At 44.3% G+C, this 22149-nt stretch carries 19 protein-coding genes; 11 read left to right on the forward strand and 8 right to left on the reverse strand.

From position 1 onward, the window contains the following. Positions 1-3: 3 nt before the first annotated feature. The 5 genes from L3V35_RS02600 to L3V35_RS02620 all read left to right on the forward strand — a co-directional run bounded on the left by L3V35_RS02600 (position 4) and on the right by L3V35_RS02620 (position 5463). Positions 4-1221: an MFS transporter gene (locus L3V35_RS02600; RefSeq protein WP_237298266.1), complete on the forward strand. Its 1218-nt coding sequence runs from the start codon at positions 4-6 to the stop codon at positions 1219-1221. Next, a complete protein-coding gene (locus tag L3V35_RS02605; protein WP_237298268.1) occupies positions 1193-3058 on the forward strand; it encodes an IucA/IucC family protein in 1866 nt (621 codons plus the stop codon). Before L3V35_RS02600 ends, L3V35_RS02605 begins: the two co-directional genes overlap by 29 nt. Beyond that, the gene (locus L3V35_RS02610; RefSeq protein ID WP_237298270.1) at positions 3051-4253 is read left to right on the forward strand and encodes a type III PLP-dependent enzyme; all 1203 of its coding nucleotides are present in this window, start codon (positions 3051-3053) and stop codon (positions 4251-4253) included. Before L3V35_RS02605 ends, L3V35_RS02610 begins: the two co-directional genes overlap by 8 nt. Before the next feature lie 260 nt (positions 4254-4513). Further along, complete coding sequence (locus tag L3V35_RS02615) at positions 4514-4780, forward strand: DUF3081 domain-containing protein (protein WP_171308387.1); 267 nt, start codon at positions 4514-4516, stop codon at positions 4778-4780. A gap of 47 nt (positions 4781-4827) precedes the next feature. Further along, positions 4828-5463: a CIA30 family protein gene (locus L3V35_RS02620; protein WP_237298272.1), complete on the forward strand. Its 636-nt coding sequence runs from the start codon at positions 4828-4830 to the stop codon at positions 5461-5463. Positions 5464-5577: 114 nt separating this feature from the next. Here L3V35_RS02620 and L3V35_RS02625 read toward each other — a convergent pair whose 3' ends face one another. Continuing rightward, on the reverse strand, positions 5578-6603 hold the full coding sequence (locus tag L3V35_RS02625) for a zinc-binding alcohol dehydrogenase family protein (protein WP_237298274.1): 1026 nt from the start codon (positions 6601-6603) through the stop codon (positions 5578-5580). A 156-nt stretch (positions 6604-6759) separates the two neighbouring features. After that, positions 6760-7527 (reverse strand): glycine betaine ABC transporter substrate-binding protein, encoded by a 768-nt coding sequence (locus L3V35_RS02630; protein WP_171308424.1) that lies wholly within the window; start codon positions 7525-7527, stop codon positions 6760-6762. 267 nt (positions 7528-7794) lie between these two features. Here L3V35_RS02630 and L3V35_RS02635 point away from each other — a divergent pair, with 267 nt between their 5' ends. Further along, on the forward strand, positions 7795-8727 hold the full coding sequence (locus L3V35_RS02635; protein ID WP_114634917.1) for a LysR family transcriptional regulator: 933 nt from the start codon (positions 7795-7797) through the stop codon (positions 8725-8727). Positions 8728-8883: 156 nt separating this feature from the next. Here L3V35_RS02635 and L3V35_RS02640 read toward each other — a convergent pair whose 3' ends face one another. Beyond that, positions 8884-9273: a hypothetical protein gene (locus tag L3V35_RS02640; RefSeq protein ID WP_054545708.1), complete on the reverse strand. Its 390-nt coding sequence runs from the start codon at positions 9271-9273 to the stop codon at positions 8884-8886. Between the two features lie 170 nt (positions 9274-9443). Beyond that, positions 9444-10637 carry a benzoate/H(+) symporter BenE family transporter gene (locus L3V35_RS02645; protein ID WP_237298276.1) on the reverse strand — a complete coding sequence of 398 codons (1194 nt, stop codon included), beginning with the start codon at positions 10635-10637 and terminating at the stop codon, positions 9444-9446. Between the two features lie 99 nt (positions 10638-10736). On the opposite strand from L3V35_RS02645, the gene L3V35_RS02650 reads away from it, so the two are divergent. Then, positions 10737-11303: an XRE family transcriptional regulator gene (locus tag L3V35_RS02650; RefSeq protein ID WP_171308381.1), complete on the forward strand. Its 567-nt coding sequence runs from the start codon at positions 10737-10739 to the stop codon at positions 11301-11303. A gap of 105 nt (positions 11304-11408) precedes the next feature. On the opposite strand, the gene L3V35_RS02655 is transcribed toward L3V35_RS02650, so the two are convergent. Continuing rightward, complete coding sequence (locus L3V35_RS02655) at positions 11409-12458, reverse strand: cysteine synthase A (protein WP_171308380.1); 1050 nt, start codon at positions 12456-12458, stop codon at positions 11409-11411. 175 nt (positions 12459-12633) lie between these two features. Between L3V35_RS02655 and L3V35_RS02660 the strand changes: the two genes are divergently transcribed. Next, positions 12634-12849: a hypothetical protein gene (locus L3V35_RS02660; protein ID WP_004731730.1), complete on the forward strand. Its 216-nt coding sequence runs from the start codon at positions 12634-12636 to the stop codon at positions 12847-12849. Positions 12850-13019: 170 nt separating this feature from the next. On the opposite strand, the gene L3V35_RS02665 is transcribed toward L3V35_RS02660, so the two are convergent. Together L3V35_RS02665 and L3V35_RS02670 are read right to left on the reverse strand one after the other, a co-directional pair. Beyond that, positions 13020-14213, reverse strand: a complete 1194-nt coding sequence (locus tag L3V35_RS02665) for an acetate/propionate family kinase (RefSeq protein ID WP_171311655.1) — start codon at positions 14211-14213, stop codon at positions 13020-13022. Between the two features lie 765 nt (positions 14214-14978). Beyond that, entirely contained in the window at positions 14979-17072 is a 2094-nt protein-coding gene (locus tag L3V35_RS02670; protein ID WP_017081949.1) for a DEAD/DEAH box helicase, read from the reverse strand. Positions 17073-17381: 309 nt separating this feature from the next. Here L3V35_RS02670 and rnb point away from each other — a divergent pair, with 309 nt between their 5' ends. Then, the gene (rnb, locus tag L3V35_RS02675) at positions 17382-19388 is read left to right on the forward strand and encodes an exoribonuclease II (RefSeq protein ID WP_237298278.1); all 2007 of its coding nucleotides are present in this window, start codon (positions 17382-17384) and stop codon (positions 19386-19388) included. 203 nt (positions 19389-19591) lie between these two features. Then, on the forward strand, positions 19592-20398 hold the full coding sequence (locus tag L3V35_RS02680; RefSeq protein WP_004731740.1) for an AraC family transcriptional regulator: 807 nt from the start codon (positions 19592-19594) through the stop codon (positions 20396-20398). Between the two features lie 167 nt (positions 20399-20565). Here L3V35_RS02680 and L3V35_RS02685 read toward each other — a convergent pair whose 3' ends face one another. Then, entirely contained in the window at positions 20566-20928 is a 363-nt protein-coding gene (locus L3V35_RS02685; protein ID WP_017077443.1) for a DUF3024 domain-containing protein, read from the reverse strand. 309 nt (positions 20929-21237) lie between these two features. On the opposite strand from L3V35_RS02685, the gene L3V35_RS02690 reads away from it, so the two are divergent. Then, a complete protein-coding gene (locus tag L3V35_RS02690; protein ID WP_237298280.1) occupies positions 21238-22053 on the forward strand; it encodes a phosphate ABC transporter substrate-binding protein in 816 nt (271 codons plus the stop codon). Positions 22054-22149: the final 96 nt, after the last annotated feature.

Raw genomic sequence — 22149 nt, forward strand, 5'->3', positions numbered from 1 at the left:
ATCATGACCAAACTCATATATTGCGTGCTTTTAAGCCACTTTATCGCCGCGTTTTCAGCCCTAGGCATGCCGCTGTTTTTACCAATGGTATTGCCAACACTGGATGCAAACATTACTTCGGATTGGGCGGGGGTACTGTTCATTTTGCCGACCTTTTGCACTGCCGTTGCGGCGCGCTTTTGGGGGCAGTTTGCTGATAAATATGGCAGACGTCGCTCTCTATTACGTGCTCAACTCGGGCTTGCAGCAGGCTTCGCGCTGTGTGGCTTAGCCGATAATCTCTCAATGTTTGTGTTTGGTCTTATCGTTCAAGGAACCTTTGGTGGCACCATGGCCGCCTCAAACAGCTACTTATCCAGCCAAATCAAGGATGCAAAATCACTCGGTAAGTCACTCAATAAAACTCAGCTTTCTGCTCGTCTGGCGCTAATTATTGCTCCGATAGGGCTTGGCTGGAGCTTATCAGAAACAAACCCGCTGAACGCGTATCTGTGGCTGTCCGCTTTGCCGCTATTCGCGCTATTGATCACCTTAACATTACCCATCGATGACTTAGCGAAATCGAAGGGAATTGTAAAAAATCAGTCGTCGAATAAAGCTCAAAGCAGCCAAATCAATTCGTTAAATACGCTTTATTGGGTGTTTGGCGCGCAGTTCAGCTTTGCTTTCGCCATGGTCGTCACGTTCCCCTATTTCTCGCCTTATGTGCAGCAATATGGCGTGACAAGCCAAGCATGGATTGGTTTTTTATATGCCCTCCCACATGGTGTTTATCTGATCTTTGCAGGAAAAGTTCATCTGTTCTCAGAATGGGTTGATCGCCACCAGCTTGAACGCAATCAAACACAGCGTACTTTATGGCTAGGCTTTGGTTTGCTTTCACTCAGTGCAGCAATGCATCTCACTCCTTATCAAGAAGTGTTGATTATTGCTCGTATTGTTTTCGGACTTGGCATGGTTTGCTGTTATCACGGCTTGCATCAAGCGTTAGCAAACCAAATTGATCGACGACAAAGCGGCAAAGTATTTTCGCGCTTTGATGCTATGTCTAAATGGGGTGGCGTTGCGGCTGGATTGAGCGCTTCTTTTATATCAAGCCTGGGCTGGCTTGAGGTTCCTTTCATACTTTCTATGTTGGTCAGTGGCATTGCGGCTATCGCGCTGATCATCCATTCAAAATTTGGACATCAACATGTTACAGACTCAATTATCTCCAAGTGAACATTACGCTGAAGACCAAGTTCTTCAAAGTCGTAAAAAAGTACTGCTAAACCGAGAAAAAGCCCAACTCAATACCATCATGGGCGTGGTGAACTGTTACCTACGTGAATACGCGATACCAAAGAAGCAGGTTAATTGGCGCTACAGTTCGGCCTCTCTTCCTCAAACTTTGAAAAGAAACTACAACGCTCACCAACGCGTGGCCATTCACCTACCTCACCAAGATCAACCTCAGAAAAATGGTCTGATGGTTTTACCCGTTGAGTACACCAGTAAACTGGGGAAAGTGAAGCTCAGTGATACACCTTGGGCCAAAATGCCTGGTGCAGCTTGGTGCAAATTGGACGCAACTCAAACCCTGAAGCTTCTACTCAGTTACCTAAAAGAAATGCTGACGATTCCATTCAATCACGAGTTAGTCGAGCAAATGGAAAACAGTTTGTTGATTACCGAGCAGTTCCTAAACTCAGACAACTCACCTCAGCATCACAATGCGTTTATCGCATCAGAGCAATCGTTACTTTGGGGACATACTTTTCATCCAACGCCAAAGAGTCGATCAGGTGTCAGTATCGATGATCTGCTCGCGTGTTCCCCTGAGGTTGGCGCTAAAGTTCCTCTCTATTGGTTTAAGGTCGACACCACGTTGCTCGATGTCTTGAGTTCAGATGACCGTACCTCACCAACTACCATGCTTGAACAACTTGCACCTGATGAAAACAATTCAGCAGCTACCATGCTTTACCCTTGCCACCCTTGGGAAAGTTACACACTTTTGCAAAACCCAGTGGTCAAAACGGCCATTGAACAAGGCAGAATCATCCCGCTTGGATTAGGTGGTGAAAAACTCTTACCCACTTCATCCGTGCGCACTCTGTACCACCCAGATATGGATTGGTTTGCTAAGTTCTCTATCAATGTACGTTTAACCAACTGCGTACGTAAAAACGCATGGTATGAGCTCGATAGTGCCGTTCAATTAACCTCGATTCTGCATCCAATCAAAGAAAGCGAACAGTTACGTAATCCAGTATTCAAGGTAATGACTGAACCTTACGCGACCACATTGGATCTAGAGTCGGTTGCCGAGCAGGAACAAACTGATGTTATTAAAGCTCGCGAGTCGTTTGGTATTTTGTATCGAGAGAATTTCACCTTAAGCGAAACCGATATTTTGCAACCAACGTTAGCGGGAGCCCTCTTTGCTTACGATACAGACGGGAACAGTTGCATCGCCACTCAGCTCAAACAAAAAGCGCAAACAACCCAAAGCCAATATGAAAATGTCGCCACACTGTGGTTTGAGCGTTATCTGCATTGTTTGATTCCGGGCGTCTTTAACTACTACTTCAAACATGGGGTTGCGTTTGAACCGCACTTACAAAATACGTTGATTGGATTTGAAAAAGGCATGCCTTGCTGTGTATGGATTCGAGACTTAGAAGGTACCAAGCTACTACAAGAGTTTTGGCCATCAGAAACACTTCAGCAACTTTCAGAACGTGCTCGTCAATCGGTGTACTACAGTCGTGAGCAAGGTTGGAACCGTATTGGCTATTGCACCTTCATAAACAATATCAGTGAGGCCATTTTCTTTATCGCTGAGGGTAATTCGGCACTTGAGAGCTCGTTATGGGGAACTTTAAAAGACGCTATCGTCCGCTGGCAGTCGATCAATGGTCAGCAACCTGAGCTAATGGCATTGTTAAACGATGGTCATTTCCCAAGCAAAAACAACTTCACAACGCGTTTGATGCAAAACGCCGATAAAGAGTCCGGTTACACCCAAGTTGTAGCACCGTGGCCAACTCATTCAAAAGGAGTTCACCATGCTTAATTCTCCTCAACTTTCAGCCTCTATCCATCAAGAAATCCAGCAATTGGCCAAGCAACAAACGCAGCCATTATGTGCTTATCTTTATGATCTCGATGCATTGGAGCAGCACATTAAGCAGATGCGACATGTATTGCCAAAAAACGTAGAGCTATTTTACGCGGCGAAAGCGAATCCTTCAGCGCCGATACTGCGAACTTTAGCTCCTTATGTTGACGGCTTCGAAGCTGCATCAGGCGGAGAGCTTACACACCTCCACCAGCAACAACTCAATAAACCACTGATCTTTGGTGGCCCGGGGAAAATGCCCAGTGAACTGGAGCAAGCAATTGAACTCGATGTTGATGCGATTCATGTAGAGAGCCTCACTGAGTTACAACGCATTGGTCTTTTAACACAAAAATTGAATCGGCCTGCTTCGATCTTCCTGCGTATGAACATCGACATTGGAGACATCACACTTAGCAAATTAGCCATGGGCGGAAAGCCCACCCCATTTGGTTTAGATGAAAGTGAGTTAAACAACGCGCTGATGTACCTACGCGATTTCCCCTTAATCAAGTTGAAAGGCTTTCACTTCCATTTGATGTCACATCAACTCGACGTTGATCGCCACCTCGCCTTGATGCAACGCTATTTCCAAGTGGTCAAAGAGTGGAAAAAAACGTTCTCACTCGATGAGTTGATCATCAACCTCGGTGGTGGCATGGGGATCAATTACCAAAACCCTAAACAACATTTTCCTTGGATGGAGTTTTGCGACAAATTGGAGTTCCTGATTTCCAAGGAACATTTACAAGATTGGAAGCTGCGTTTTGAATGTGGCCGCTACATCTCTGCACCTTGTGGCTATTACGTAATGGAGGTCTTGGATATTAAACAAAATCTTGGCGAGCATTTTGTGATTGCCCGTGGTGGCACGCATCATTTCCGTACTCCGGCAGCGCAAAGCCATGACCACCCTTTTGCAATCGTGAAAAGTAATCAGCAACCCACGATTTCACATCCGATAAACCATGCCACAGCCACGTTGGTTGGACAGCTTTGTACGCCAAAAGATGTTCTGGCACGAAATCAACATATCGAGCAGGTCGATATCGGTGACTATGTGGTGTTCACTCTAGCAGGCGCTTACGCATGGAATATATCGCATCAAAACTTTTTAATGCATGAACCTCCGGTGTTTCATTACTTCTAAAGCTCTCCAGTGCTCTATGATTTCTAACTTACGGGTTGAGTCAAAACGCCATAGAGTTAACTAAAGGCGCTAAATTAAAAAGGCGTTAGCAAACTCAGGTCTGCTAACGCCTTTCTTATGTTTATCGTAACCCTTTTGCCAAACAGCTAAGGTGATTGAACACTCGACTCCCCACAGTGATCGCAATGTAGAACCAAACCGTAGTTAATTCAAATACAAGCACTTAGCATTTTTCATCGACTGCGCAGCGGGAGTGGTACATGGACAACAGAATCACCATTTTAGAGTTTCTCAGAGTGTTCGACTGCATTCGCTCCTCGGGCAAGCAATTGGATAGCAAATATCAGTTGGACGAGATGGTAGCGTGGCACGATTACGATGGTTACACCTGTTGGTTGAGCTACAGAGACGTTACGGTAACCCTGATGTTCCACGGCTCATTGAAGATCGAATACGACAAGGCGTCAAACTATGAAGACTTCATCAATCGTTGTTTAACTATGCTTGAAACTGAGCCTTCTTCATAAGTGAACCATCGCTATCGAGTAAACAACGCATAGCCTACGGGGAAAGAGTGGAGAAAAAGATGAACGGAACCCATTGTAAAACGCGGTTACTCCTTAGGTTAACCACACCTTTATTCCTTCTACTCTGCCTACATTCGTTAGGTCTTAAGGCTGAGGCAATAGGAACAATCATGATCGACTTTACACAAGCGAGTGAGCATCAAAACTGGACAGTGACCAACGACGATGTAATGGGCGGCATCTCAACAGGTGAGCTCATTTATGTTGATAATATGAGTCGATTTAGGGGCGAGCTATCGTTAGAAAACAATGGTGGTTTCAGTTCCATAAAGCGCTCCATTGAATCACCTGCCCATAAAATAGATAGTGCAGAGCTAGTATTCGTTGGTGATGGTCGCACCTACCAACTGAGATTAACAACATCGAAGGATGGCAATCGAGTTCAATACAAACACGATTTCGATACCATTAAGGGACTGCAGTTTAGCAAGGCGTTCCACTTAAATGATTTTCAAGCGGTATTCAGAGGTAGGCTACTGAGCGATGCGCCGGAACTTAAGGCACGAGACATCAAACAAATCGGATTTTTAATTGCAGACAAACAGCCCTCGCTTTTTGAGCTAGACCTAATACAGCTTCACTTCAAAACATTGCAACCTATCCCATCACCAGAAGCTGATTAAACCGCAAACAAACAAAAGCCCTTGATACCTTTTTGACTAACAACAAGATATTAAGGGCTTCTTCTATTTAAACCGTCAACGATTCGAAACAACGGCGGATTAAAACATCAGCGATTAGTATTTGATGGCTGTTTTACCAATCGAGGCACTGCTTTCAATACGTTGGTGTGCATCTTTAATTGTGTCCACATTAAAGCCATTTAAGGTCGTGGTCAGCGTCGATTTAATACGACCCGCATCAATCAGATTCGCGGCTTGGAATAGGATGTCTTGCTGCTTCTGGATATCGTAGGTGTTGAACAGTGAACGTGTAAACATCAGTTCCCAAATAAAGCCTGCTGATTTGCCTTGCAGCGCTGATAAGTCAATCCCGCCATCGAACTCTACAATCGAACTGATCAGGCCTTGTGGTGCAATCAGCTCAACCATCGCATCCCAGTGCCCTTTTGTATCAGCAACATTGAAGATGTAGTCGACATGTTGAATGCCTTGCTCTCGCACAGACTCGACAAGGTTACGGTGGTTCACCACATAGTCCGCCCCCATATCTCTTACCCACTGTTCAGTTTCAGGTCTTGAAGCTGTTGCGATAACATTTAGGTTGGTCAGTTGCTTAGCCAGTTGAATTGTAATTGAACCTACACCGCCTGCTCCACCAATGATCAGGATAGATTTTTTCTCTTCAGGGCGAACACGCAAGCGGTCGAACAATGCTTCCCAAGCGGTAAGTGTTGCTAGTGGCATAACGGCTGCAGCTTCATCTGAAAGACTCTTCGGCGCTTTAGCGGTAATACGGTAGTCCACAGCTTGGAATTCTGCGTTAGCCCCCATACGTGTTACGTCACCCGCATAGTACACACGGTCACCGACTTCGAAGCCTTCAACGTCAGCACCTTTGCCAACAACTTCACCGACTGCGTCATAACCCAACACTTTAGGTTGTTCGAGTGTTTTATCCTTGGCACTACGAATACGAATTTTTGCGTCAGCAGGGTTAATAGAAGTCGCGCTCACTTTTACCAGCAAGTCATTATTTTTTAGTTCTGGCAGACTCGTTTCAAACTCAAATAAACTGTCTTGCTCTGTAATCGCAAGTGATTGAGTAAATCCGATAGCTTTCATTTTTGATGGTACTGACATTGTGCTTTCTCCTTGAATTAGACGAGTTAATCTTAGTCAATTCTCACTCTAGATAAACCGCCTAATATTTGAATAATTCTCAAATAATTTTTGATAATGGTGTTACCGCTATCTGGGTAATGCAGACATCTAACTGCATTGCCAAAGACTGAGAGGTTAAATCAGGCCTTTCTCAATCAACCAATCATGTGTGACTTGATCTTGTGGTTTACCTTCACGGCAAACTTTGTAATCCAGCTCTGCGATAATGTCATTCGAGAAGCGTAGGGAATCCAACTTCTGAATCTGCTCTTCGTTAAACAAGTGCTTCTTGTCATCTCTTAAAAGCAGTACCGCTCTGTCAACGATTCCGAGTAAGCCTTTAGGCTCTTTAAGTTCTCGAATATCGTAACGATGGTGCAAAAACTGAGGTTTCCACAATGGCACTACCACCCACTCTTTGTTTGCCACTGCACTTTCAAAGGCTCTGAAACAACCGTCTTCACTGCCAGGAAAGAACTGGTAACCAGCATCGCTCAGGCCATAGTCTTTCATCATCTGGATAGAGAAGCGTGTGATACCAGCACCGGGGTTGATACCCTGGATGGTCGAGTTCATTTTCTCGATCACTTCGGCTTTTAATAAATCAGAGACTTCAGAAACCGCCTCTTCAGGCACATAGTCTGGTACGCCCCACAAGGCATAAGGTTCATAATGAAGCCCAAGCTCGATAAGCGGCTCAACTTCTTCAACGCCCGCTTTGTAGATGCCGTGACTTGATGGCAGCCACGCAGAAGAAAGCATATCCACTTGGCCTGTCTTCAGCTTTTCAAAGTTCTCCTGATGTGGAGAGAAAATGCGCTCTACCTCAAACCCCATGGTTTTCAATACATTGGCAACCAATGAAGCGGCCGTACGGTGGAACGACAAATCCGTTACACCCATTGTGATTGTCTTAGTCATCTTATCCCCCTAGATCGTAGGCTTCGTCCATACGGTGTGTACTGCGCTACGTTGTCGATAGGGGAAATGATAGTGAGAAAATTACTAATGAAAAACAGCCTCACATTTAAATTATTATCAAATTAATTTTGACAATTAAGTGTTTGAAGCTAACTTAGAAGCGATAAGTAGAGATGACCCATTTGCAGATTGTGATCGGGAAATATCCCAACCCCATGTTTAGAATATAATTCAATACAGGTAGATAACATGCTTCTTGAAGACTTACAGGTCATTTTGAAAGTGGCGGAGTTTCGCAGTATCACCGCTGCAGCCACCAACCTTGATATGCGCACTGCCACCGCAAGCGCTGCCGTGAAACGTGTTGAGGCCGCGTTAGGCGCTGAATTGTTTGTCAGGACCACACGCCACCTAAGGCTCTCTTCAGCAGGCGAACGCTATTTACCTGAGTGTGAACAAGCCTTAAAAATGTTGGAGCAAGCGAAGCTCAACATGCGAGAAGAGCTTGGTATTGTTGACGGTGAAATTCGCATCGCGCTTTCTTCTGATCTAGGACGAAATCTAATCACACCTTGGCTTGATGAGTTTTTACTGGAATACCCTAACGCCGCACTACGTACTAGCATCAGCGATAGCAATATCGATTTTTACCGTGATTCTGTTGATATGGCGTTGCGTTATGGCTCCCCGACTGATGCCAACATGTATGGCTTTAAAATCTGCGATGTACCCAGAATATTGTGTGCGGCCCCTGAATACTTGGCTGAAATGGGAACACCAAAACGCCCGAGTGACTTAACTCAACACAATGGTTTGCTCTACCAACTTCATGACATATTGCAAGACGAGTGGATATTCAACGATGGCACTCAAGATCATAAAGTGAAACTAAAAGGGAACCGCGCCTCGAACGACGCTGACCTTGTAAGACGTTGGTGTATCGCGGGTAAAGGAGTGGCAATAAAATCTTGTCTAGACATGTCTCCTCATCTGCTTTCAGGCGAAGTGGTTAAAGTCATTCCTGAATTTAAACCAACACCTACAGAGTTGTGGTTAGTATGCCCAAGTCGTCAATCCATCACCCCTACTGTGCGTCTACTGAGAGATTTATTCAGAGAGAAGACCGCAGAGATCCTTTCGCAACTTAGCGAAAAAGGCATTATAGAAAGCAAAATATCATAGGATCTAATGCAGCTTAGAGATAAGAAGTAGAGATACAAAAAAGGCGTTAGCGAACTTCAATTCGCTAACGCCTTTAATCATTTGAACATCATATGGGTATGATGAACATACTGACTTTATTACAAGTACTTGGTTTAATAACCTTAATACAAGAGTTTAGTTTGACTCGTCTTCAACAACGTCACAACCTGCACAGCACTGAAGAGCAATTTCATGTTCGAAGGTGATGGTGTCTTCGCCTTCTTCCAGTAGCTCTGCGATTTCATCCGCGACTTCTTTCTCATCATCCGCTTCAATTTCGCTTGCTAGCTCTTCTTCTGAATAACCGAAGAAGTTAAGCAATAGGTACTCACGAGCTTCCTCTTTAGTACAGACCACGTTTGCTGAAAGATCTGGTGTAATCTCACCTTGCGCAAGAGTCGCTGTCAGTTGAGCGAGAGCATCCTCTTTCATCGCAGGCGTTAACCAACCAAGATCAGTACTTACTGTTGTTTTTTTACAGTCGAAGCAAGGCAGTTGGTGGAAGTAGTATTGAAAGGTAGTCATAGGTAATTTCTTCGTTAAGTGTTGTATAGCAAGATTATGCGCGTTTTGTAGCAAAATACTATCTCAATCACAACCTAAGGCTGGTTCGAACTGAATATTTGTACCAAGTACAAAGCACCATGATGACTACTGATAAATTTAAGGCCTCGTTCACTAGGGACATCATCTCATTACGACGAAGTTTGCGAAGCCTTGCTTTCTCCACCCGACTTAGCTTTGTAATTGTGTAACCAGCAACAAAACAACCCAATACACAGACCCCAAAATGCACTGCCGATTCCCAGTAAATTAGTACCAGAAGCAGTGGATAAGAAAGTAAGCAGTGCGGGTTCTCTGTAATGACTGTCTGCCATTGATACCGCAAGGCAATTCATCAAGGTCGGCATCACCGCTAAGCCAGCAACCGCAATGACAATCTCGGAGGGCACAGCGCTAAACAGCGACACAAATGACATCCCCATAACGCCAGCTAGCAAGTAAAACCCGCCCATACAGATCCCCGCCATATAACGTGTCTTTCGATTACTATCCGCATTCGGGCCCATGCAAATAGCGCCCGTAATCGCTGCAAGGTTATACGCAAAACCACCAAACGGTGCGAAGATCAAACCTGTCACCCCTGTGGTGGTAATGATCTTCGATGAATCGACTTGGTATCCGTTCGCTTTTAGAACCGCAAATCCCGGTAAGTTCTGTGAAGCCATCGTCACTATAAATAATGGAATTCCCACGCTGAACAACGAAAAGAACTCAAAATCGGGCGTGATAAACACTGGGGTCGTTAATCCCATAGTCACCTGACTAACATCGAGTTTGCCAAACCCCACACACATGACCAATGCGATGATGAAAATGCTTGGGATCAGTAAATTTCCTAACCGCGCTTTCGCCAGAATAAATACTGTGAGCATGACAGCTACGACTTGTACCTCTTCCATTAACGACGTGAATAAACCTAAGCCGAATTGCAATAGAATCCCCGCGAGCATCGCAGAGGCAATCGATGTTGGAATCTGTTTTAGGACTTTCTCAAATATCCCCGCTAATCCAACTAACGTGATCAACATCGAACTGAACAAAAACACGGCCACGGCCTGATTCATTGTCAGCCCTTCAAGAGACGTGATTAACAACGCAGCTCCAGGCGTCGACCACGCTGTAACCACTGGCTTCTTGTAGTGAAACGAGAGCAGTATCGTGGTTACGCCCATGCCAATTCCCAACGCCCAAAACCATGACGCCACTTGTTCTTCGGTTGCTCCAGCACTCATTGCCGCTTGGAAAATGATCGCCGCGGCGCTCGCATAACCAATGAAAACAGCGATAAAGCCGGTACTGACGTGAGAAAATTTTAGCTTAGTCATGTTAATTTATTCCTTCGTGCGTTATAACGTCTATAGACTGAACTTAGCACTCGTGCGCTATAACGCACAACTAATTTTTGAAAAACTTGTAGAGAAAATATGCAAACAGAAATTAAAGTCGGCGTTAACTTGAAACGCCTTCGCCAAGAAAAAGGCTGGAGCTTAGACAAAACAGCGAAAGCAACAGGCGTGAGTAAAGCAATGTTAGGACAAATTGAACGTGGAGAATCAAGCCCGACAGTCGCTAAGCTCTGGCAGATAGCTTCTGGGTTCGAGGTGTCACTTTCGAGCTTTATCGCGGCTAGCCCAAACAGTGAACTGACGAGTTTATTCAGAGATGCAAGCGAACTAAGGCATGAGGAATACAACATTGGTTTTTTCGTCAGTTTGTTGTTTCCTTTTGAGGAAGCACTAGGGTTTGAAATATTCGAACTCACCCTAGCCCCCGATTACCAACATAAATCCGCCCCACATAACGCAGGCGTCACTGAGCACATCTTATGTATTTCAGGAGAGATGGCCGTGATGTTTGATGGTGAGTGGCATACGTTACGAGCAGGGCAAGCCGTTCGCTTTAATGCTAACCAGAACCATGGCTACAAAAATATCGGTGAAGGAAATGCCGTATTTCATAATGTGATTCACTACCCTAATAACAAGCAATAGTGCCGGGTTTGGTGATAACGGCTATAACCGGATGTTTAGCGCTAACGGATGTCCATCGCTAACGAAAGAGCAGGCATCCCACTGGCTAGTATTCACTGAGAACGACTATACGTTGACGACCATGCTGCCATCTTCTGCTTGGTAACGTGCCCATAGTTGAGAAAGGTTTTCTTTATTAAGCTGTATCTCTTTTTCTTTCAGAAACGCTTCGTTGTGCAGCTTCGAATACGAGCGCTCAGCAAGGTCACAGCTAAATGTAACGATGGTTTTCCCTTTCCCCATTCTAGCCGCAGCGTATAGCGCACCTGCTACGTTCAATGACGAACTGCTTCCTAGAAGAATACCGTCATGCTCCGCAACAAGGCGGGATATCGTCACCAAATCCTGATCGGGCAGCGTGATGGCACGATTGATTTTTGCTTGCCTGAAATTTTCAACCGTTCGCATGATCCCTATGCCTTCCGTGAACGAACTTCCCGTTGATTGATAGTGTCCATTACGTAGAAACGAATAAATGCCGGACCCATTTGGGTCAACTAACCAAGTTTCGAGGTTGGGTTGCTGCTCAGATAGATAGTGTGAGTTTCCGGCAATGGTTCCTCCAGTCCCCACCACTGAAACTAGAGCATCAATTTTCCCTTGGGTTTGCTGCCAAATTTCCGGTCCAGTATTTAAATAGTGCGCTCGATAATTACTGAGATTTTCAAACTGATCTGCCCACCAATAATTCTCATTTTCGACACCAATCCGCTTAGCCGTGTGGTAAAAATGTTCAGGGTTTGCAAAAGGACAAGGGTCGACCAATAACCGTTCAGCATTATAAAGCGAGATCATGCGCTCTTTCTCTTGTGCCTGCCCTTTTGGCATCACCACCAACATTTTGTAACCAAGGGATTTAGCGACTAGAGCAAGGCCGATCCCCGTATTTCCTGCGGTACCTTCAACGATTGTCATTCCCGGCTTAAGCTTACCGGCTTCTACTGCATCCATAACCAACTGAAGTGCCGCTCTATCTTTAATCGAACCACCCGGGTTCTGGTGTTCGCACTTAATAAGAATCTCACAACCTGATATCTCTGAAAGACTATTGATTCTAACAAGATCGGTATCGCCGATGAGTTCACTGAGATTGTTTGCAATGTGGGCAGATGACATCGCGACTCCATTTATTTATTTATTGAGGATGAGTTTGTTGATCGATTGATCTGTCGATGATCATAAGCGTAGCTCTGAGGTCTGCTTAGTCAAGGAGTGGCGAAATTGAAAAGACTCTCATTTTCAAAATAACAATTATAATTAGGGGTGATCGATTAGATTGAGGGTAAATAAGATGTTTCTAAAAGAGAAAAAAAGCGGTGACCTCGTAGATGTTACTGAAATGACCAAATTAACCAACTTATTTCAGGACAGTATCGAAGGTCGGTTTCAAGCTGGCGAAGAACAGCAAGACCCTGAGATGTTTAAAAAGTCCGAACTGGTGTTTATGTCAGGTGAAGAGTTACCTCGATGCTGGACAGATCCAAACTACCGCTCAGAGGTTAAATAACCTTAACTCTTCCAGAGTACCAAGTGAGTTGTAATTGAAACTCTGTTCTAAAAGCGTTTGACCATATGGGCTATTCCCTCTGTTAAAGCGTTCAAATGCATCTTTACTAAACACAAAAAAGCGAGCCACTTAGGCTCGCTTTTCAATTGTTTCTTAAGCAGTTGCTTCGATTACAGAAGCTCTACCGACTGTTGAGCAATCACGAACTCTTCGTTGGTTGGGATAACCATTGCTACTGCGCCAAGCATTTCTGATTTAGCGATGATGCCTTCAGCACCAAAGCGAGCTGCTTCGTTGCCCGCTACATCTTCAACAAAACCAAGAATCTTAAGGTTGCTTAGGATCTCACGACGAATCGGTAGAGAGTTCTCACCGATGCCGCCAGTGAAGATGATGCCGTCTAAGGAATCTAGCGTTGCTAGGTAAGAAGCAATGTACTTTGATACGCGGTAAGTAAACACCTCAAACGCAAGCTTAGCGCCTTCATGGCCCTCTTCCATCGCTTCTAAAATGCCACGAGCATCGCTCGTAAGACCAGACACGCCAAGGAAGCCAGACTCCTTGTTTAGAGAGTTGAATACTTGCTCTTGTGACCAACCTTTCTTAAGTAGGTATTCGATAATACCTGGGTCTAAGTCACCACAACGTGTGCCCATCATAAGACCAGAAAGCGGTGTGAAGCCCATTGAAGTATCAACACTGTTACCGTCTTTGATAGCACATACAGATGCGCCGTTACCTAGGTGAACAGAGATGAAGCTCGATTCTTCTACTGGCTTGTTGACCATTTTCGCAGCTTCACGGCTAACGAAGTAGTGGCTAGTACCGTGGAAACCGTAGCGACGAACACCGAAGTCTGTGTATAGCTCTTTTGCAATTGCACCTGTAAATGCACGTTGTGGCATTGTTTGGTGGAAAGCAGTATCAAACACGGCGAACTGAGGTAAAGAAGGGAAAGCTTCAATTGCAGCACGGATACCGATAGCACCTGCTGGGTTATGAAGTGGAGCTAAGTCAGATAGGCTTTCAATCTCACTCGTTACTTCTTCAGTAATACGAACAGTTTGAGTGAACTTCTCACCGCCGTGAACGATACGGTGACCGATCGCCACGATATCAGCTGTGAAGCCTAAGTCTTCCATCAGGCCAACCAATTTGCCAATGGCAATTTTGTGGTGGTTACCCTCGCCTTGAATAGCAATTTCTGTTTTCTGACCTTGATGCTTCCAGCTCATACGAGCATCTTCAAGACCAAAACACTCCCCTAAGCCACTTAATACAGCGTCACCAGAAACAGAATCGATGACAGCAAATTTAAGGGAAGAACTACCCGAGTTAATAACCAGAACAAACGAATTAGACATTGGATATGGATCCTGTTTCAGTACGAATTTAGTGAAGTTTGTGCTTCAATTTTAGTTAAGTCTATTATTCAATAATTTTTGAATCTTTCAACTTTTGTTTTGCAAAAACCACCAAATGAACACAATTAAGTTGATCTTAGTCATCAATTCATTTCTTTCGAGAACGAAAATTAAAAAATAGTTGAATTAGATGAAGTAAATGCAGTTATGAAACTGATAGGTTCATACAAACCACATTGAGAGTAAAGTCATCTAGGATTGAAATCTTATCCAAGAGTCCAATTCATAAATTAAGCCCATAAAGCAAAAAAACAAGCTGGCGTTCTACGCTGCGACTTAAAAAATACAGCACGACACTTAAATATAGAGCTGCTGGTTGCCAATACCCGCTAATAGACTTTAAGGCGTTTAACTTCGCCTCAGCACTATAAATAGATCACTTATTTGGATCGAAAGGTTGAATAGATCTTACTTCAAAATCCATTTTCATTTTTCACTATAGCAGTGGATTTCTTTTGCTAGACATCGCTCGACTCCCATACCTCTAAACTAGACCCGCTAAACGGCGCTTTACGCACATGTCACTGTGGCAGCCTTATGATGCGAGGCACTATCTTAATCAGGGCTTAGAACGTGCTACAGGCGTAAAGAATAAAATAGCAGGCACAAAAAAGCCGAGCATAATACTCGGCTTTTAAATTCACTGTTTAAGCTATTCGTCTATAAGCACTTGGCTTGTAAATTTCAACTTAAACTAAAGGTTGATTAACCTTCGCTGCGCTCTGGACGACGACCGCGGTTGCCGCCATTGCCAGCTGCTGCGTTGCCATGGCCACGTTCGCCACGGTGGTTACCACGGTGATCACCACCACGGTTACGGTCAAAACGACGTTCGCCATCACGACCACCAGCAGAGTTACCATCACGTGCGCCGTCACGGTTGCCACGGTAGCCACCACGACCGCCATTGCCACCTTCACGGTTACCACCTTCGCGATTACCGCCTTCACGGTTACCACGGTAGCCGCCGCCATCACGACCGCCACGACCGCCATCACGACCGCCACGGTTGCCATCACGACCGCCGCCACCACGACGAGGCTCACGGAAGTCGTTGAAATCAACAACTACAGCGCCAGCTTCTTTTTGACGAATGCGAAGTTTGCTTAGCTTACCAGCAGTTTCAGAGTTCATTGCTTTTGGCAGTTGAACGTAAGTAGAACCTTGGTCTAGCTTGATAGCACCGATAGAACCTTTAGTTAGGCCTAGTTCGTTTGCTAGTGCGCCAACGATGTCTTTAACCTGAACGCCTTGCTCACGGCCAACTTGTAGTTGGTACGTATCCCAATCTTGAGTATTGAAGTTACGACCACCACCGTCACGGCCATTGTCACGATCTTCACGACGCTCTTTGCGACGGTTCTTATCACGCTCAATAGCAGCGATCATTGGGTCTTCGCCAACGTAGAATAGTGGGCTCTTACCTTGCTGACGCTTAAGAAGCATTGCAGCTAGAGTAGCAGCATCAACTTCTAGAGACTCTTGTAGTGTAGAGATTAAACCTGCGAAGTTTTCTAGAGCTTTGCTCTCTTTCTCAGTTTCAAGCTCAGCACCAAGCTTAGCAACACGTGCAGCAGCAACTTCGTCACGTTGTGGAAGTTGGATTTCTTCCATTTGAGACTTAGTTACACGCTCGATTGTGCGAAGCATACGGATTTGGTTAGTGCGAACTAGTAGGATCGCTTTACCTTTACGTCCAGCACGACCAGTACGGCCAATACGGTGGATGTAAGATTCAACATCGAATGGGATGTCGTAGTTAAATACGTGAGTGATACGTGGAACATCAAGACCACGTGCTACAACGTCAGTTGCAACTAGGATATCGATAACACCTTGTTTGATGTGATCAACAGTGCGCTCACGTAGAGACTGAGGAATATCACCGTGCAATGCAGCAGCTTTGAAGCCACGTGCAGATAGCCAATCAGCTAGACGCTCAGTGTCTTGACGAGTACGTACGAATACGATTGACGCGTCAGTTTCTTCAGTTTCAAGAAGACGAGACATTGCTTCGTCTTTTTCTACGCCTTTAACAACCCAGTAGTTCTGCGCTACTTTATCAACCGTGTGGTTAGTACCAGCAACGTCAACTCGTGCAGGATTACGTAGGTAACGGTCAACAATAGTCTTAACCATTGGAGGCATAGTTGCAGAGAAAAGTACACGTTGTGCAGATTCTGGAGCTTGCTCAAGGATCCAAGTAACGTCATCTACGAAACCCATTTTTAGCATTTCATCTGCTTCATCAAGAACAAATGTATGCGCTTCATCTAGGTGTAGACGGTCACGAGTTAGTAAGTCTTTAACACGACCTGGAGTACCAACAACAATGTGAGCACCGCGGCTTAGAGCACGCATTTGGTCAACAATTGAAGCACCACCGTAGATTTCAAGAACTTTAAGACCGTTGATGTCACGACCTAAGTTTTTGATTTCCGCAGCAACTTGAATCGCTAGCTCACGAGTAGGAGCCATGATGATTGCTTGTGGTTTGTGTTGGTTCAGGTTGATTTTGTTAAGTAAAGGCAGAGAGAATGCTGCTGTTTTACCAGTACCAGTCTGTGCTTTACCTAGTGCGTCACGGCCTTCAAGAAGAAGAGGAATAGCTGCTGCTTGGATTGGAGTCGGAGAAACGAAACCCATGCTATCAAGAGCTGAAAGAATGTTATCGTTAAGGGCTAATTCATTAAATTGAATTACAGATTCGGACATTGGGATCCCACTATATATAAGTAAACAAAAGGTCCCGGGAGCTCTATCAATTCCAATACTGATCCAATCAGATACTGATTCCATTCAGAGTTACGAAGCAGTAATAAAACACTTCAAGCCATTAGGGACGTCTAAGGGAGGCGGATTATTCCCTAAATGCATAAAAAAATCCAGAAAAAATTGAAATACATCACATATTTTTCGCTTTTACATCAATACTGGTTATCATATCGTCAAAACTTGATGAATATCTCGTCACAGCACCCATCTTCTAGCAAATTGACCTAGTTAAATAAGAGGGCAATTAATTAACGCTCACTTCGCCTTTAAGTAGTAATCAAGCCTCGCAATGATTATAGTGTGCTCAATTGTCCTCGATAGATAAAAGTCAAAATGTTTCAAGATAATCCTCTACTCGCTCAACTCAAACAGCAAATCCAAGAAACCCTCCCTAAAAAGGAAGGTACAATCAAAGCCACTGAAAAAGGGTTTGGTTTTCTCGAAGTCGATAACAAGACCAGCTTCTTCATTCCACCTCCATACATGAAGAAATGTGTACACGGTGACAAGGTAATTGCCATCATTCGCACCGAGAAAGATCGCGAAGTAGCAGAGCCTGAGGAATTGATTGAACAAGGCCTTACTCGTTTTATTGCACGAGTGAAGTTGTTTAAAGGTCGTTTGAACGTTGTTCCAGATCACCCACAACTGAAAAAGCTGCAACTTAAAGCGAAAGCAAAAAAGGGGCTAAACCCTGAAACGCTAAAAGAAGGCGACTGGGTTGTTGCTCATATCATTCAACACCCGTTAAAAGGTGACAACGGATTCTTGGCTCAAGTCTCTGAAAAAATCACAGATGCTGACGACAAGATCGCACCTTGGTGGGTAACGCTGGCACAAAACGACCTACCAAACAGCGAACCTGAAGGCATCGACGACTGGCAGATCAAAGACGACGCTGATCTTGAACGTATTGACATGACTCACGTCCCTTTTGTGACTATCGATGGCGAAAGCACAAAAGATATGGACGATGCGCTTTACGCTAAGAAGAAAGAGAACGGTGATTTTGAGCTAACTATTGCGATTGCTGATCCTACCGCTTACATCTCTCCAGATGATGCGATGGATAAAGTGGCTCGTGAGCGCGGTTTCACTATTTACCTTCCAGGTCGTAACATCCCAATGTTACCTCGAGATCTAGCTGACAACTTATGTTCACTAATAGAGAACGAAATTCGCCCGGCACTTTGCTGCACAGTAACAGTATCTAAAGAGGGTGTTATCGGCGATGACATTAACTTCTTCGCTGCGAACATCAAATCTCATGCTCGTCTTGCTTACGACCACGTATCTGACTGGCTAGAAACCGGTGTATCAGACAAATGGCAACCATCAGAAGAGATCGCTGCGATTGTTTCTGACCTTCACCAATTTGCACAAGCACGTTCAGCATGGCGCTCAACAAACGCTGTTGTATTCCCAGACCGCCCTGACTACCGCTTTGAACTTAGCGAAGATAACGATGTTGTCGCTATCCACGCAGACATGCGTCGCACTGCAAACAAGTTGGTTGAAGAATCTATGATCAGCGCGAACATCTGTGCAGGTCGAGTATTAAAAGAAAGCTTTAACCAAGGTGTCTTTAACTGTCACTCTGGATTTAAAGCAGAGAAAGTAGCAGACGTTCTAGAACTGGTTAATCCAGAAGCCGAAACACCATTTACAGAAGATCAGATCGTTTCTCTAGAAGGCTTCGCAACTCTGCGCCGTTGGTTAGGCTCTCTAGACAACAGCTACTACGACAACCGTATTCGTAAACTCCAAGCGTACAGCGAGATCAGCAATGAACCTGCGCCACACTACGCTATGGGTTTAGACATTTACGCGACGTGGACTTCCCCAATTCGTAAATACGGCGACATGATTAACCACCGTATGCTTAAAGCACACATCTTAGGTAAAGCGCCAATTCAAACACCAGACGAAACTATTGGTGATGAACTTGCCCTGCACCGCCGTCACCACGGTATGGCTGAGCGCAATGTTGGCGATTGGTTGTACGCTCGTACTCTAGCAAACGCTCCTGTAGAAGAGACTCGCTTCCAAGCAGAGATCTTCGACATTAACCGTGCTGGTATGCGTGTGCGTCTGCTTGAGAATGGTGCAGCTGCATTTATCCCTGGTTCTCTCATTATTGATAATAAAGAGAGAATAGAGTGCAACGGTGATATGGGTACTGTATCTATCGATAAAGAAATGGTATACAAACTGGGAGACGTTTTAGAAGTAGTTCTCTTCGAAGTTAATCAGGAAAACCGTAACTTAGTAGCAAAACCTACTCAAGTATTTGCGGACTTGCCTAGCGAGCCTGAAACGACAAACGAAACCGAAGCTTAAGAACTTTAACGGTTACAGCTTTCAAGGTCAAAGCTTGCAAGGTTAAGGCTTTCAAGGTTAGAGCTTTCAAGGTCAAAAGCTTCAAAGGTTCACTTCTAAAGGCGCTAATTATTAGCGCCTTTTTTGTAAATGTCTCATGCTTAAACAATACTTAAAAAAAATAATCAATAAGCAATCAGTTTACAACGTCAAAGAAGCGCACTATGTCATCAATCACAGTTACTCAATTCAGAAACTTCATTCCCAGGAAACGGGAACGTTACCCCGCCTCTAAAAACGGTATTTTCATCGTTTCTAAAGGCAGTATTTCTTTCGTGCTACCTGATGGGACTGAAGCCTCATTGCAAGCCGGAGATTTTACTCTTTACAATTCTGGTCAGATTAAAGACATCACCGTTGACACTGAGAATGGCGAATTCAGCGCAACCTGTGTAGATTTTGATTTAGCTATTTTTCAGAAATTCATTAATCAGTTCAGCGATTTAGAACCCACACGAGTCCCAGATAAATACATTAAGTTTAATCAAACTGATACCGAAATATGCCAATTGAAAGAGCTCATCATGTCGCTCGTTCATTCATCGACTCAGAACGACTATGCACTCACTCAATTAGGTTTAGGTTTGCTCTCTCTAATGGTCGAGCAGCACCCTGCTCTGTTAGTTATTATTGCCCGAGCGTCAAGGTTAACCGTGACGCAAAAGGTCATTCATTACATTGAACAGAACATTGAAAATAATATCTCACTCGATACCCTAGCCAGCTATATGGGGATGTCACCAGCCACACTTAAGCGCCGTTTGTCGGCTGAAGACCTTTCCTTTTCAAATCTATTAAAGATAAAGCGAATCGCCCATGCAGCGACACAGCTCAGAACATCGAATAAATCTATTACTCAAATCGCTTATGAATCTGGATTTAAAAGCGCGGCACACTTCAGTACAGCCTTTAAAACCTATCATGGCAAGACTCCAAAAGACTTCCGCTCTTTGGTTGCACAGTCTTATTAGTTGCACAATCTTATTGGCTGTACTGTCTTATTGGTTGAACAGTCTTAGAAAGTACGAGTGCAGATGCACATGCAGATAAAAGTATAAATCTGAAATGTGTTGGTGGGAATTTACGAAGGTCGTTCGTTTTTGGTATCAAACCACCAGCGAACGCCTAAGTAAAATGGTCACGACCAGAAGTAGGATTTAGGGTCTTTTTCTATTTCAGCCAAAATAGCATCAAGATCCTTGGATTGAGGAAGGTAAGGGTAAGGTCCCCAATTTACAGAGTCGGTTTCCGCATTATCTTCAAGTGGCACCATCACCACCCAGCAAGATAACGACTCATCAAAGGTAACGCAGGCGATCTCGTTGGTATAATCACTATGAGATGAGTCGAGTAGATAATGCGCCTGAGAAAACAGCACACCACCCTCACACTCTTCATAAAGGGATTTGCCTAGCTCTACAGGTAAACTACGATTTCGTGAAGTACAGAGCCTCTCAGCTCCAATTAAAAGACGATTCAGTTCTATATGAATAACGGACATAACACCCCTTGTAACTTCATAGAAACTTCTAAGTAGTGAATTCCTCTACTTAGCTTAGGACTCAACGATCATTTTAGCGAACAAGTGCAAACAAAATACCCGCCCTGCTCCCAGAAACGAATCCTTCTTCAGTAAACACATTCTAAAAGGGCAAAGCCGTCTAAATTTCATTAACCAGTGCCATTTTGGCAGCCACACTGTCTTTCACTCACCAGATTAACCGCTATAACGTATCCGTATAGAATTTCACAAAAGTGTCATATAACCGACCTATCATAGCCAACAAATGTTATTAACTAGGAGTTGTTTATGTTACGAGTCGCGCTTGCCTCTCTTTTATCCTTAGCCCTATCGTCTCAAGCTGCTTTAGCACAAGAAACCAATATTTCGGGCTCCACTTCTGTATCACGAGTGATGGATGTTTTAGCAGAGGAGTACAACAAGACTCACCCTGATAACTACATTGCGGTTCAGGGCATCGGTTCTACAGCGGGTATTACCATGGTTAATAAAGGTGTCGCTGATATTGGTATGAGCTCGCGTTACTTAACTGACCGCGAACAGGACGAAAAATTGAAGGTATTTCCAATTGCCTTTGACGGCCTAGCAGTCGTAACTAACCGTTCAAACGGTGTAAGCAACGTTACACGTGAACAGTTATTCGATATCTATAAAGGAAAAATCACAAACTGGAAAGCCGTGGGTGGCGCAGATCAGCCTATCGCAGTTGTAACTCGTGAAGCTTCTTCTGGTTCACGCTACAGCTTCGAAAGCTTGCTTGGTTTAACAAAAATCATTAACGACCGTCTAGTGTCTGACATCAACCCAAATAACTTGGTTGTAAGCAGCAACAGCATGGTTAAAACGATTGTTAACCATAACCCACACGCCATTGGATTCATCTCTGTTGGTTCTATCGACCGTTCAATTAAAGCCATTACCTTTGAAGGCATAGAGCCAACATCAAAGAACATTGCTAACCACAGCTATGAATTGGCTCGCCCGTTCTTGTTGCTACACAAAACTGAATCAGTTTCTGACGAGAGCAAAGATTTCATCAAGTTCGTGAAGTCAAAGCAAGGGCAAGATCTTATCGAAGAGTACGGCTACACACGTATTAAGTAGCTATTCACGAATGAAGTAAGATAAGTACTTTTAGTGATGTTATTAGGATGCTGATGATATCGCCTTGATAGACACAAACAAAAAGAGAGAGCCTTA

This window comes from Vibrio sp. L5-1, from assembly GCF_021728315.1.
GTDB lineage: Bacteria > Pseudomonadota > Gammaproteobacteria > Enterobacterales > Vibrionaceae > Vibrio > Vibrio splendidus_K.

What these genes read in the sequence shown, in the direction of transcription:
- L3V35_RS02600 (WP_237298266.1), top strand. Translation starts at nt 4, where the DNA reads ATGACCAAACTCATATATTGCGTGCTTTTAAGCCACTTTATCGCCGCG.
- L3V35_RS02605 (WP_237298268.1), top strand. Translation starts at nt 1,193, where the DNA reads ATGTTACAGACTCAATTATCTCCAAGTGAACATTACGCTGAAGACCAA.
- L3V35_RS02610 (WP_237298270.1), top strand. Translation starts at nt 3,051, where the DNA reads ATGCTTAATTCTCCTCAACTTTCAGCCTCTATCCATCAAGAAATCCAG.
- L3V35_RS02615 (WP_171308387.1), top strand. Translation starts at nt 4,514, where the DNA reads ATGGACAACAGAATCACCATTTTAGAGTTTCTCAGAGTGTTCGACTGC.
- L3V35_RS02625 (WP_237298274.1), bottom strand. Translation starts at nt 6,603, where the DNA reads ATGTCAGTACCATCAAAAATGAAAGCTATCGGATTTACTCAATCACTT.
- L3V35_RS02630 (WP_171308424.1), bottom strand. Translation starts at nt 7,527, where the DNA reads ATGGGTGTAACGGATTTGTCGTTCCACCGTACGGCCGCTTCATTGGTT.
- L3V35_RS02635 (WP_114634917.1), top strand. Translation starts at nt 7,795, where the DNA reads ATGCTTCTTGAAGACTTACAGGTCATTTTGAAAGTGGCGGAGTTTCGC.
- L3V35_RS02640 (WP_054545708.1), bottom strand. Translation starts at nt 9,273, where the DNA reads ATGACTACCTTTCAATACTACTTCCACCAACTGCCTTGCTTCGACTGT.
- L3V35_RS02645 (WP_237298276.1), bottom strand. Translation starts at nt 10,637, where the DNA reads ATGACTAAGCTAAAATTTTCTCACGTCAGTACCGGCTTTATCGCTGTT.
- L3V35_RS02650 (WP_171308381.1), top strand. Translation starts at nt 10,737, where the DNA reads ATGCAAACAGAAATTAAAGTCGGCGTTAACTTGAAACGCCTTCGCCAA.
- L3V35_RS02655 (WP_171308380.1), bottom strand. Translation starts at nt 12,458, where the DNA reads ATGTCATCTGCCCACATTGCAAACAATCTCAGTGAACTCATCGGCGAT.
- L3V35_RS02660 (WP_004731730.1), top strand. Translation starts at nt 12,634, where the DNA reads ATGTTTCTAAAAGAGAAAAAAAGCGGTGACCTCGTAGATGTTACTGAA.
- L3V35_RS02665 (WP_171311655.1), bottom strand. Translation starts at nt 14,213, where the DNA reads ATGTCTAATTCGTTTGTTCTGGTTATTAACTCGGGTAGTTCTTCCCTT.
- L3V35_RS02670 (WP_017081949.1), bottom strand. Translation starts at nt 17,072, where the DNA reads ATGGAATCAGTATCTGATTGGATCAGTATTGGAATTGATAGAGCTCCC.
- rnb (WP_237298278.1), top strand. Translation starts at nt 17,382, where the DNA reads ATGTTTCAAGATAATCCTCTACTCGCTCAACTCAAACAGCAAATCCAA.
- L3V35_RS02680 (WP_004731740.1), top strand. Translation starts at nt 19,592, where the DNA reads ATGTCATCAATCACAGTTACTCAATTCAGAAACTTCATTCCCAGGAAA.
- L3V35_RS02685 (WP_017077443.1), bottom strand. Translation starts at nt 20,928, where the DNA reads ATGTCCGTTATTCATATAGAACTGAATCGTCTTTTAATTGGAGCTGAG.
- L3V35_RS02690 (WP_237298280.1), top strand. Translation starts at nt 21,238, where the DNA reads ATGTTACGAGTCGCGCTTGCCTCTCTTTTATCCTTAGCCCTATCGTCT.